This window comes from Verrucomicrobiota bacterium (assembly GCA_019247695.1).
Taxonomy (GTDB): domain Bacteria; phylum Verrucomicrobiota; class Verrucomicrobiia; order Chthoniobacterales; family JAFAMB01; genus JAFBAP01.
On sequence record JAFBAP010000054.1, the window covers coordinates 1 to 12,091 of the forward strand.

The 12,091-nt window shown below is 60.8% G+C and carries 11 protein-coding genes and 1 tRNA gene; 4 read left to right on the plus strand and 8 right to left on the minus strand.

Features of this window, described 5'->3' with window-relative positions; genetic code table 11:
* Window positions 1-94: 94 nt before the first annotated feature.
* The gene (locus tag JO015_05790; GenBank protein ID MBV9998610.1) at window positions 95-322 is read left to right on the plus strand and encodes a DUF433 domain-containing protein; all 228 of its coding nucleotides are present in this window, start codon (window positions 95-97) and stop codon (window positions 320-322) included.
* 197 nt (window positions 323-519) lie between these two features.
* Here JO015_05790 and JO015_05795 read toward each other — a convergent pair whose 3' ends face one another.
* From JO015_05795 to JO015_05815, 5 genes are all read right to left on the minus strand, one after another.
* On the minus strand, window positions 520-699 hold the full coding sequence (locus tag JO015_05795) for a hypothetical protein (GenBank protein ID MBV9998611.1): 180 nt from the start codon (window positions 697-699) through the stop codon (window positions 520-522).
* A 176-nt stretch (window positions 700-875) separates the two neighbouring features.
* Window positions 876-948 (minus strand) — tRNA-Thr (locus JO015_05800).
* Between the two features lie 255 nt (window positions 949-1,203).
* A complete protein-coding gene (locus JO015_05805; GenBank protein ID MBV9998612.1) occupies window positions 1,204-2,106 on the minus strand; it encodes a universal stress protein in 903 nt (300 codons plus the stop codon).
* 20 nt (window positions 2,107-2,126) lie between these two features.
* Complete coding sequence (locus JO015_05810) at window positions 2,127-3,050, minus strand: sulfite exporter TauE/SafE family protein (GenBank protein ID MBV9998613.1); 924 nt, start codon at window positions 3,048-3,050, stop codon at window positions 2,127-2,129.
* A gap of 7 nt (window positions 3,051-3,057) precedes the next feature.
* Window positions 3,058-3,300, minus strand: a complete 243-nt coding sequence (locus JO015_05815) for a hypothetical protein (protein MBV9998614.1) — start codon at window positions 3,298-3,300, stop codon at window positions 3,058-3,060.
* A 315-nt stretch (window positions 3,301-3,615) separates the two neighbouring features.
* On the opposite strand from JO015_05815, the gene JO015_05820 reads away from it, so the two are divergent.
* Window positions 3,616-5,328 carry a hypothetical protein gene (locus JO015_05820; protein MBV9998615.1) on the plus strand — a complete coding sequence of 571 codons (1,713 nt, stop codon included), beginning with the start codon at window positions 3,616-3,618 and terminating at the stop codon, window positions 5,326-5,328.
* 472 nt (window positions 5,329-5,800) lie between these two features.
* Here JO015_05820 and purU read toward each other — a convergent pair whose 3' ends face one another.
* Window positions 5,801-6,664 (minus strand): formyltetrahydrofolate deformylase, encoded by an 864-nt coding sequence (purU, locus tag JO015_05825; GenBank protein ID MBV9998616.1) that lies wholly within the window; start codon window positions 6,662-6,664, stop codon window positions 5,801-5,803.
* An 81-nt stretch (window positions 6,665-6,745) separates the two neighbouring features.
* Window positions 6,746-7,645, minus strand: coding sequence for a glycosyltransferase (locus JO015_05830; protein MBV9998617.1), 900 nt, complete (start codon window positions 7,643-7,645; stop codon window positions 6,746-6,748).
* 178 nt (window positions 7,646-7,823) lie between these two features.
* Between JO015_05830 and JO015_05835 the strand changes: the two genes are divergently transcribed.
* Together JO015_05835 and JO015_05840 are read left to right on the plus strand one after the other, a co-directional pair.
* A complete protein-coding gene (locus JO015_05835; GenBank protein MBV9998618.1) occupies window positions 7,824-8,837 on the plus strand; it encodes a glycosyltransferase family 2 protein in 1,014 nt (337 codons plus the stop codon).
* On the plus strand, window positions 8,818-9,594 hold the full coding sequence (locus JO015_05840) for a class I SAM-dependent methyltransferase (GenBank protein MBV9998619.1): 777 nt from the start codon (window positions 8,818-8,820) through the stop codon (window positions 9,592-9,594). The genes JO015_05835 and JO015_05840 overlap by 20 nt, the downstream gene beginning before the upstream one ends.
* A 123-nt stretch (window positions 9,595-9,717) precedes the next feature.
* Here JO015_05840 and JO015_05845 read toward each other — a convergent pair whose 3' ends face one another.
* Window positions 9,718-11,463 carry a hypothetical protein gene (locus JO015_05845; GenBank protein MBV9998620.1) on the minus strand — a complete coding sequence of 582 codons (1,746 nt, stop codon included), beginning with the start codon at window positions 11,461-11,463 and terminating at the stop codon, window positions 9,718-9,720.
* Window positions 11,464-12,091: the final 628 nt, after the last annotated feature.

A 12,091-nucleotide genomic window follows, 5' to 3' on the forward strand; every position in this document is an offset into this window, starting at 1 on the left:
TTCGTCGCTCGGGCCCACCCCCAACGATTTGGTCGCGAACGACACCTGGCCCAAAAGCTTGGCCCGACTCGCCCGGAGCAGCTACATTGGCCTAATGAGGCTTCCCGAGCGGATCACAGTCGACCCAGACATCATGATGGGCAAACCGTGCGTGCGCGGCACGCGCATCCCCGTTGACCTGCTCTTGCAGAAAATGGCGGCCGGCGAAATCGCGGAAGCGCTCTTGGCAGCTTATCCCCAGCTCAGCCGGGCGTACCTTCACGCCGTCTGGGAGTATGCAGCCCGTTCCGCGGCTGAGGAGGTCGTGCTCGCCGCAGATTAGGTGCGCTCCCTCTTTGGTGGGAACCTGAGCGTTGCCGCGGCGATCTGGGCGGAAACCACGACGGGTCCTTTCCAGATGCTCTCATCACCGGAAAAGACCGGTGGCCGCACCACAGAGCGCTGGTTTTACACCACAGGCGGACACGAAATAAACGAATAAAACGAAAAAAGCCCCCTTATTTCGTTTAATTCGTAGCGTTAGCGCAGTGCCGATAGATGGTTGGGAAAGCCAAGGGGATTCTCGAGGGCCCCAGCCAGGGCTCGATCGACCTCGTCAACAAACGGCTCACAAAGGCGAGACTGCCGGTCATCGTACCATTGGGCCGCCTCCTCGATGTCGGCCTCAGCGGCCGAGCGGATGCTCAGGCAGTAACTCACTGGCCAAGGAGGCTGGCCCTAATACGAGACTTGGCCTCCCCCGGAGGAACTGCCTCGGGATGCCGGTCGTACTCGGCCTAAAAAGTGGCCACAAAATGGCCACAATTGAAACCCTCTCACGCGAGATGATCGCCTGGCGTTCAAGTAAGTCAGTTCCACTGAGGAAGTTATGCCAGAGCCGGCAGACGGGTTCGAACCGACGACCTGCTGATTACAAATCAGCTGCTCTACCAGCTGAGCTATGCCGGCACCTTACTCGGACAGACGGCGAACACCAGGAACGCGGCCGCCCCTCTACCTCGTTCGTCGTAACCGGCCGCCCGGGGCGTACTTTGCACGTTTCCGGCTGCGCAGCAAGTCTAAAGAATGCCCGCAGCCACGCTGCCGCGCCGAACTCCGAACCCTTTCCTCTTTCCGCCGTGGTCGCCGTGGCTCGCCGTGTTCGCCGTGTGAACTCCGTCGTTGTGCCCGCCAAACCCGCTGTGCCCGCCGTGTGACCGAACCCTACGGCTTTCGCCCCCTGACGTCTCGGATCATCCTGGCGATTGCTCGCCGGATTCGTTGCACCAGCGACGGAACCGATTGTGTGCCGCGGACCACGAGGATCGGATGATCCGCACGGTGGACGATTTCACGGGTGACGTTCCCGATCAGGTACCGGCGCCAGGCGTTCGGGTCCGGGCAGGCGCCGACGACGACCAGGTCATGGTCGCCCTGGTCAAGTTCTTTCAGGATCTCATCAGCGACCAACCCGTACCGGAGCCGCACGGTGACTTCGATTCCGGATGCCTCCAGGCTGCGCTTCTCGGCTCCCAGGTCCCGCGCCAGGGCCGAGTTGGAGCGAAGAAGGGCTTCGGCATCCGCCTCCCGTCGCATCAACAGGCTGGCGTGCAGCCCTCCCAGGTTGGGCAGCACGGTCAGGAGCGTCACCGCCGCCGGCAGGCTGCGCGCGAGTTGCGCGGTGACGCTTACCGCCGTTGCAATGCAGGGGCCGCCCCCGGTACAGACCAGGATGCGCGCCAGCGGCCGGTCATCCCCAACCGCCACGAATACCGGCGGGTCGACCTCCTCAATGATGGCGTAAGCCTTGGCAGGAGGAATCACGGCGCGTTCATCAGCTTTGCGGTGAGTGCCGATCATCACCAGGTCGTATTTCGTTTCGCGCGTCTTTTTGATGATTTCCGTCACCGGATCACCCCGGCGGGTCACCAATTCGACGTTAATGCCGTTTCGCTCATACTCCTTCAGCGTCCGGCGAAGTCCCTCGTAGACGGTGTCCTCCTGCACTTCGGCTCCGGTGACCCCGAACACGGTAACCTCAGCCCGGCCGGCAACGGCAATCCGCCGGGCCAAGGCCAGCACCGTGCTGCCCCGCTCCGAGCCGTCGCTGCAGACAAGAAGTTTCATGGTGATCGATTCCGGTTAATTCAATGGTGATGGCCCGTGATCAACCCGTAAGCCACCAGGAGGGCGCCGATCAGCGGAAGGGGTGCAAACGCCAGGCGGATTCGCGGCCCGGTGAAGTACTGGGTGAGATTTGCACCGATCTGCGCCCCGATGGCGGCGCCCGTTTGCATCACGAGCGCAACCAAGACGTCCACGTTGCCGTGGAGCGCGTGGCGGATCGTGCCGTAACCGGCGGAAATGATGATTTCAAACAAGTCGGTTCCGATGGCGACGTGGGTAGGAATGCCCAGCAAATACACCATCGAAGGCATGCGGATGTAGCCGGCGCCCCCGCCCAGAAACCCGCTGAAAAGGCCTCCCACGAACGCAACCGCGACGATGGCCCACAACGAGACCGACTCGATGCCGGAATGGGGCAGGCTCAACACCGGCGCCAGCTTGACCTTCTGAACCGCCTTGGCGATGTGGTCGAAAGCGAACGCATCCTCCTTGCCTTGGGACGCGCCCGGCATTTTGATCCGCTTCTTTTGCTGGGAGATCGTCGCCCAGCTTTCCCAGGCGACGAAGCCGGCCATCGTCGTCAGGACGATGATGGTCACGGCCCCGACCACCTGGTTGATGTTCGCGCGGCGTTTCAGTTCCTCGATCGCCTGGACCCCCACCTCCGACCCCAGGATGGTGCCGACGACCATGACCAGCGCCAGACGCAGGTCGATATTGCCGAGGGCCCGGTGCCGTCTTGCCGCCACGATCGATTTACCCACGATGTGGGCCAGGTCAGTGCCAACCACGAAATTGAAAGGCATGCCAAGCGCAAATAGCGCCGGGCCGGCCAGGAAACTGCCCCCCACCCCAAAAAAGCCTCCGAAAATCCCGATGACGAACCCCAACGCAACGAGCAGCGGTGGGCTGAGATAGGTGTGAGCGATCGGGAAAAACATCATACCGGTGTTATTCCAACCGTTGGCGGACCCATCGCAGGATCCAGCCCGTGAGCAGTTCCAACCCGGCAGCCTGCACGACGACCAGGATGATCGTGACGGCGGCGTACCATTCGCGCTGGTGTTCGAACAGGTCTCCGAGCCAGCCGCCCAGGAAATGCAGAACGCTCAGAAAGTAGGCCAGGACGAAAACGGCGTAGAGAGCAATCTCAATCAGGAAAGGACGCAGCACTCGTTTCTTGACCGGGATCATAATGCAGCGTGCCGAGTGTCGGGTGTCGGGTGCCGGGTGTCGAGTTCGGAGTTCGGAGCGGCGGAGAATGCCACAAATGGAAGAGAGTGGCGGGTAACGGGTAACGGGTAACGGGTAACGCGTAGCGGGTGCCCGGAAAAGGCCACAAATGAAGAAGTGCGGGTGGCATGGCTTCCGCCGTGGTCGCCGTGTTCCGCCGTGGCGCCGTGTGAGTCTTTTACGCTGCGGCCGCCGTGTGACCGTGTGAACTCTCACGTTGTGCCCGCCCTCCTCGCTGTGGCCGCCGTGTGACCGTGTGATATTCATTGACCTGGCATGCATCACTTTACGGACCTGATCTGGCTTTGTGTGATCCTTGGCGCCCTTATCCTGGCTATCCGGGCCGGGGGCCGGACCCGGTTCGGGGCGCAACTGGCTCACGTTGCGCAAAGGCGTCCGTACATGGTCCTGGCGGTAATCGGGATCATCTACACGGCCGTGGTCCTCCAGTGGTCGGCAAGGTACGGCCGTTTGGCCATGGACCCTCAATGGGACGATGTCTCCTACCTGGTGGATGCTCAACGGCGCCTGGACCTGTTTGATCGCCAGGCTTTTCTCAAGGTGATCAGATCGTTTTGGAAATCCCCGCCGCACAGCCCGTGGTCAACCGCCTGCCCGCTGTTTGCGTTCATAACGCTCGGGGCTCAGGCCTGGACGCCGTACCTGCTTAATGTCGTGCTGGTTCTGGGGTGGTTGTTTTTAGTTTATAACCTGCTGCCCGCGTTGCCGGTCGAAAAACGGCTCTTTCTCGCCGCGCTCTCTCTTCTGCTACCGATCGGCACGCGGCTGGTACAAGAGCTTCGTCCCGACCCGGCGTTGGCCGTGGCTACCGTGGCGTTCTGCGCGGGATTGCTCCGGACAAGCTTTTTTTCACCCGCAACGGCCGGCCGCTGGCAAACCCATTTCCGGTTCGGCTTGCTTGCCGGGCTCGCGCTGCTGATCAAGCCCCCTTTTCTTTACCACACGCTCGTCATCATGATGCTGACGCAGGTCTTTTCCGCCCTCGGCATCTCTTTAAATGACGGGTCATCTCCGGTGGGACGAAACCGGTTGGTCTGCGGCGCGGCCTTTTTCGCTGCCGCCCTGCTTGTTTCCGGCGCGTACTACGTCCGGGCTCTGCCGGAAACGATCCGTTACATCCATACCAATACCGCCAATACCGAGGCCGCCGAAGTCCACCTGCTTCATACCCGGGCAATCGGTGGCATCCTCAGGAATTTTTTGGTGAACGGCGACATGGCCCGGATGCTCGGCCCGTTCCTCGTCATCTTGCCTGTTGTCGTCATCCTGGGATTGATCTTTTTCGTCCGGCAAGGCCGGCGGCTTGATACCGGCTATCTGGCGAGCGTGCTGATCTGTGCCGTTGCCTCGATCGCGATTCTGACCTACGGCCGGGTGGACAACCCGTATTTCGGCATGTTTTGGGAATTTGCCCTCGTGCTCGCGGCGTGGCACGTCATCGGTCAGGCGGATAGGGCCGGGTTTCCGGGCCCGCGGGTCGCCTTCGGCTTTGCCCTGCTCGTGGCCGGGACTTTTCTGGTCCACTCGCCGTTCGCCCAATATTACTCGCCTTCGCTCGACGCGCGCGTCGAGCTGAGTTTGAACCGGGCTCTCGTTTTGAAAATCGGCCGGGCCTGGGCGGAAACCAACCCGCAACGAAAACGTTACGGCCGGGTCCAGGTCTGCTTCGGCGGGTTCGTGAATGGCGCCAGCCAAACGTGGCTCGCCGGACAACTCCGGTCTCCCCTGGAATTCGGCGGCAACATCGAGGCCCGAAGCGTCGGCGCGATCCTCGAAAGCATGGCTGCACCCGACTTTGTGGAGGTGGCCGATCCGGCCTCGACGTGGCTGTACCTTTGGCTGCCGAGCGGCCCGCTCCAGGGTGCGCTGCTGGCGCGTTTACGGGCAGACCCAGTGTTTTCAGAATTGCCTCCGGCGGCCGGGCAGGAAGGGAAGGTTTATGTGTTTCAGCGGAACAAGCTGCCCTGACCATCATCACACGGTCACACGGCGGGCACGGCGATCTGGCGGGCACAACGTAAGAGTTCACACGGCGAGCCACGGCGAGCCACGGCGACCACGGCGGAAAGAGGAAAGCGTTCGGAGTTCGGAGGCATCGTAGAACCGGGTCCGATCTCCCCCCCTGAGGTGCACGCTTACCCGGCGGGAAAACGATATAATCCGCAGAACACGCAGAAAAAGCATCCCAACTGCTGGCCTTGACACCGATAGGCGTCGCCCATGATCCCGCCCCGAACTCCGAACTCCGAACTCCGAACTCCGAACTCCGAACTCCGAACTCTTTCCCCCTCTTTCCGCCGTGGTCGCCGTGGCCCGCCGTGTTCGCCGTGTGAACTCTTACGTTGTGCCCGCCAACCCCGCTGTGCCCGCCATGTGACCGTGTGAACTCTTACGTCGTGCCCGCCAACCCCGCTGTGCCCGCCGTGTGACCGACACACGGTCACTCAAAGACCACGGTCTTCCGGCCATAGACCAGAATGCGGTATTCGAGGTGCGCCTGGATTGCTTCCGCAAAGACCAGTTGTTCGAGGTGGCGGCCTTTGCGGATCAGGTCTGCGACCGTGTGCCGGTGGTTGATGCGCGTCACGTCCTGCGCAATGATCGGGCCTTGGTCGAGCTCAGCGGTCGCGTAGTGGGCGGTGGCGCCGATGATTTTTACCCCTCGCGCGTGGGCCTGCTGGTACGGCCGCCCACCCGGAAAAGCCGGCAGGAAACCGTGATGAATGTTGATGACGGGCACGCCGACGCGTTCGAGAAATTCGGCGCTCAGGACCTGCATGTAACGGGCCAGCACCACCAATTCGACCCCGTACCGTTGGAGGATTTCGAGTTGCGCCGCTTCCCCGCCGGTCCGGCTTTCCCCGGTGATGGGGATGTAATGGAACGGCACCTTGGCGGCTTCGGCCAACGGTTCCAGGTCGCGATGATTCGAGACGACGCAAGCCAGGTCCCCTTTCAATTCGCCGGCTTTCCAACGGTAAATCAGGTCGTGGAGGCAATGCGGGATCCGGGAAACGAGGACGCCCACCCTGGCACGTTCGTCGGACAAACCTACCTTCACCCGCATCCCCAGTTCGGACTGCGCCATCTTGGCAAAGGCGTCTGCCGTCCGGCGCAGGGCGACACGGTCCCCGGCGTGCACCCACTCGACCCTTTGAAAAAAGACATTCTCTTCGGAGTCCCGGTGCAGGTCCGCATGCAGGATATTGCCATCGTGCTGAAAGATCCAGTTGGACACTTTAGCCACCAGGCCCGGGCGGTCAGGACCGTGCAAAAGAGCCACGATCGTCGGAGTCGAGGTCATCCTGAGGATCATTAATCACGCGATGGTATTGGCAAGCGAAGAGCGGTAATTCTGGAATTTTAGGAAACACGAGGGTTCCGGCTAGCGGATTCCGGAGATCTCCCAAAACACTTCCCGTCTCAACGGCGGCCGGATTGGCCAGAACGGCGGCGCGCAGAGATCGGCGAGCGCACCGGCGGCTTTCGGGTCGGTAAACCGGCTGAATCCCTGGGCCAGCCGCATCCGCTTGTTAAGCCACCAGCGGGCGAGGGCGTGGCGTTCGAGCCATTCGTAGTGGGACACGATCTCCGGCGGTGAATGGCGGCGAGCCACCTCCAGCAACTCGCGCCGCCGCCGCTCGCCACCCGTAGCCGATTTGTGCGCGGCATGGATGCGGTAGCGCGACAGCGTCGCCGGTACGGCCTCAAAACGGGCGCCCGCAGCCGCGGCCCGGAGAAACCAGTCCCAATCGAAGGCGTAATGCAGGGATTCATCCAGCGGACCAGCCAGCTCCCAGGCTTTGCGGGTCCAGAACGCGCTCGGCTGATCGATGAAATCGGTCACCTGCAGGCGGCGCATATCAAACGGCACTGCCTGCCGGAGTTCCCGCCACTCCGTGCCGTCCCGAAATACTTCGCAGCCTCCGTAAAGCACCAGGGCCTCGCCGGAACGGCCGCGAAGACGCTCGAGCACCGTTTGCAAGGTGCCGGGCAAGTGGAGATCGTCGCTGTTCAGCCAGCAAAGCACGTCCCCGGTGGCGCGGGCAAACCCCTCGTTGATCGCCGCCGCCTGCCCGGCGTCAGCGTGTGAGCGCCAGAAAGCAAGGTGCGGTTCAAACCGCCGGATAACCTGAGAGGTTTCGTCGCGGCTGCCCGCGTCCAGCAGCAAGATTTCCGGGTGGCAACCCGGCCGGCCCAGCGCACTCGACAGGGTTTCCTTAAGAAACCTACCCTGGTTGTATGAAGGGACGACGACGCTGATTTTAAGCCATTCCGGGGCCATGCGTTAACGGGCCACCGTAGCATATCGACCCCTGAGCCTGCCGTTGGTCCCGCCCTTTCCATCGATTATTTCACGAACAATGCGACGAACGGTTGGGGCACGCCTTGATACTTGTACGTTTTTTCTGGACCTCGTTCGTAAGCCGCGCTCTCCTGGCTGTCTTAATCTCAGCGGGATTATGCAGGCGGTTGAATTTTCTTTGATCATCCCGGCGTACAATGAGGAATCCGTGCTGAACCGGTTCTTCGAGGAACTGGAGGCGGGACTTAACTCTTGGGTCCACCGTCCCTGGGAAATCATCTTCGTTGATGACGGCAGCTCGGATCGTACGGCCGAAATCATCCTGAACAAGAACGCAGAAGATGATCGCTTCAAGGCCGTGTTGCTCTCCCGCAACTTCGGTCAGCAGCCTGCCGTCTCGACCGGATTATCATACGCGCAAGGCAGATTCGTCGGGATCATCGATGCCGACCTGCAGGATCCGATCGGCGTCCTCCGGCAGATGTATGAAGCCTGCCGGGAAGGCCGGTGCAACGTGGCGTACGGCGTCCGGCAGAAGCGGCAGGCGCCGGTGGTCCTGGACCTGAGCTACAAGGTCTTTTACCGGTTCATGAACCGTTTTTCGGACCATCCGTGGCCGGTGGATGCCGGCGACTTTTGCGTCCTTGATCGCCAGACCGTCAACCTGCTGCTGCAACTGCCGGAGAGCTCCCGCATCATGCGCGGGCTGCGTTCCTGGATCGGTTTGACGCAACTGGCTTTCCCTTACCGCCGGCCTGCCAGGGCTGCAGGAGAATCCAAGTACGACATGCTTCGCCTCACCCGGCTCGCCCTGGATTCGATGGTTAGTTTCAGCTCCGCCCCGCTGCAGTTCGCGGTCTTCTGCGGCCTGTTGGCCAGTTTACTCTGCGGGTTCACAACGGCGTTGTTCATCCTGAACCGGTTCTTTCCGAGCTTCACGCTGTTTGGTTATTCTGTCGGGGCTAACCCGGGCGTGACCACGATCGTCATCCTGGTGTTGCTGACTTCAGCCTTTAACTTTCTCTGCCTCGGCATCATGGGCCAATACCTCGCCCTGGTGGTCCGGGAAGTTAAGCGCCGGCCGCAGTCGATCGTCCGGGAGATCGTGGGTGACTTGCAGCGAAACCGCGTCGCGTTTCCGACCACCAGGCATGAATCATTCTTCCGATAAAAATCGAATCGAATTTATTTCCCAACCCGAACCGGTGAGCATGGCGGACGACTGGTTCGCGATTGCCAACCTTGATCACTTCTGGATACGCCGCCGTTTTCAGGTGGCTACCCGGTTGTTGCGCGGCATCAACTTGAAGGGTTGCGCCATCGGAGAGATCGGGTGTGGAAACGGCCTGGTACAACGGCAGTTTGAAGAACGTTTCGGTACACCCGTCGACGGACACGATCTTAACCTGATTTCGTTGCGCCAGAACGTCAGCCGTCTCAGCCCTCTGAGGTGCTACAATATCTTTGAGCGCCGTCCGGAATTCCGGCAGCGCTACGATCTGCTGCTCCTTTTTGACGTTCTTGAACACATCGAGGACGATGACGCGTTCCTGGATGCGGCGCTCGACATGCTGCAACCCGATGGCAGGCTGATGGTCAACGTGCCTGCGCTGCGATCGCTGTTTTCAGCCTATGATCGGGCGGCAGGGCATGTACGGCGGTATTCGCTGCCTGAGCTGGCCGACCGGTTGGAAAAACATGGCTTGGTTGTCGAACAGGCCACCTATTGGGGACTGAGCCTTTTGCCGGCGCTCTGGATACGGAAGCGGATTTTGGCAGGCGTCAAACCTGAGCAAGTCATTCGCCGGGGTTTTTCGCCAGTAAACAGGGTCGTCAACGAGGGCATGCTGCTGTTGAGCAAGGTGGAACCGCTGCCGCAGAAGGTTGCCGGTACCAGCGTGATGGCGCTGGGTAGACGAAAGGTGTAGCGAGCGCGGAGCAGGCCCGACGGCGGCCATTTGATCGATCGCTATCCGGCCCGGTCCGAGCAAAGGGTTTCTGAGCGGCCCGCGATGGGGTTCTCCAGAACGGTAACCGGATGACCATGGGATCTAGGGAGTGCGCCGGGCAAACAAAAAAACGGTTCCCTGCTCGCCTGCGACCGATGGCAACTCACGAAAGCGGCCATCGGCACGCAGGTGCGCCAGGATCTCGGGTTGAAGGCGTGACGCCGGAAGCCAGGAGAACATCCAGCCGGCACCCGCGGAAGCTACCTCCACGTAGTCGGCCTGGCCGGCGGCAGCCAATTGAGTCGAGAGATCGGCAACTCGGTGCGCGTCGCTGAACGTCAGGGGCAAATGCTCCTTTAAGGCTAACCAGAGCTGGCTGCTTGAACTCACGAAACCTGCGAAGGTGACGAACACGCGGCAAGGCCGGGCAGGAGCCCCGAACTTGTGAGCGTCATCGTTAATCGCCCGATTTACCCGTTCATTAATGCTGTACGGCTGTCGGGTGTCCGGCGAAATCACGGCTGCCGTGTTAACGCCGAGGCCGGTGTAGCTTGCAAGCACGAGATGTAACAGCCCACCGACGGCAAAAACCGCGGCTTGCGACGCCTTGGCAAAGAGAACCCGCATGCTATAGACGGCAAGAAAGATCGCGATAAGTTGCCAGGTCATTCCGAAAAAAAGGTTACTGACCTGGCTGTACACCATGATGGCCAGCGAAAGACCCCCCAACGCCAAACCGCCGGCAACCACGCACAGGTCGCTCCAGCAACGCCGCCAGATCAGAAACAGAAGGGCCGCAACGGTTAAAACCAGAATTTCATATCGCCCGGACGCCAGCAATCCGCCGATTAATCCCTGAAAATGCATGCGCAAGGCGCCGACCAGACCGCCTGGGATACGCCATAGCGCAGCGTCCGGTCCGGAGCCGGTATTCGTATGAATGTAGTCCAGAATGTGGGTCCAGCTGGAGGCGTAGTACCAGGCGCTGACCGACAGTGTGCCCAGCGCACCCGCCAGGGCGATCAGGCACGTAACGACGGTTACCTTCTGTGAACGCAGGGCTAGGATCACACCTGCCACCAGCACGCTGGCGATGGTAAGGCACGCGGTATGAAGCACAAAGGTCGGCTTCGTTATGAAGGCCAGGCCCGCCAATAACCCGTAAGCGACGATCGACGGCCAGGCGATTCGCTTGCCGTCATATTCCGCGGCCAGAAAGACGGCAAGCAGGCTGAAACTGGCCGTGAAAAGCGCCACCGCGAAGTCAGGTCTGAACTCGATAACGGCACAATACGTCAACGGTAAGCTGAGAAGAAAGGTCAGCGCGAGACAACGAACGCCCCAGAACCTTGCAGGGATAAGGCAAAAGGAGACCCCGAAAAGAAGGAGAAGGGGCACGCCGTTGCACACATAAGGGCTGAATTCCTGGAACCCGAAAAAGATGAAGGCAACCAGCGCCACCAGCGTTGACCACGGGCTATGCGGCGGTTCCTGAACAAGCGACCGAACGACGGCCTGAACGCCCCCTTGATCAAAGATCTGCGTCCGTTTAAGTCCGTCGATCAGGTAACCGACATCATCGTAGGTTGGGTCGATGGCCAGGCGCCCGTTTCGTAGCGACCATTGCACGACGGCAGCCGTGATCCCGGCGGTGAGCAGAAATGCCAGCAGAAGCCAGCCGAACTCGGCGCGGAAAATCGATCGGGCTGCGGCAGGGCGCGCAAGCACCGTTTTATCAGCTGCCGGATCGGCACCCAGCAGTTCCGGGGCTTCCGGGCTCAGCCTGCATTTGCCCTCGTTCGCGAGTAACGCATCGTCATGACGGTCCGGACCGCGCAGCGTGTTCATAAAAGCGGTACTGTTTGATCACGAAGGCAGCCGGTCAACTCCCAAATGAGCTGGCTGGCGATCCGGACGCCGCGGCCGATCTGCAGGAATGGTTCTGTCCTGACCAAGGCCGGCGATCTACCATTCTTGTGTCGACGACGTCAAGTCTGTGCTACGGCCGAGGCAAGCCGCCGACCGTTACATGCCGGCGGCTTCTACGCTGGTCTAACCCTGTCCGCACCACACAAAATGGCCAGATCGCAAAACACGGGGTCCGGAGCCTGATCGAACCAGCGAATCGCTTCCTGAACCAGGGTGATTCTTAAAACGTGTTCTCCTGGCTTGTCCGGAGCTAAAACGTTCACCTGGTACATTTGGGATGATCCTGATTCGGCATCCGGTTTCAACCGGGAACGAATACCCTCATATACCGAATAACGTCCGTGCGGAGCTAACCAATGGTACGATAGATGGATGGGACAGGGAGGCAGGCTTTTCAGATCCACTGGCATCCCATAGGGACACAAAATAACGCTTGGGCCCCTGGCTTGAAGGGGGTTTGCGGACGGTTATGGGCGGAATGGGTTTAAGAATTTATCGGTTCATGGAGGAAATTTGCTTCGGTGTGGTTTGCTGCTGGCCCACAGCA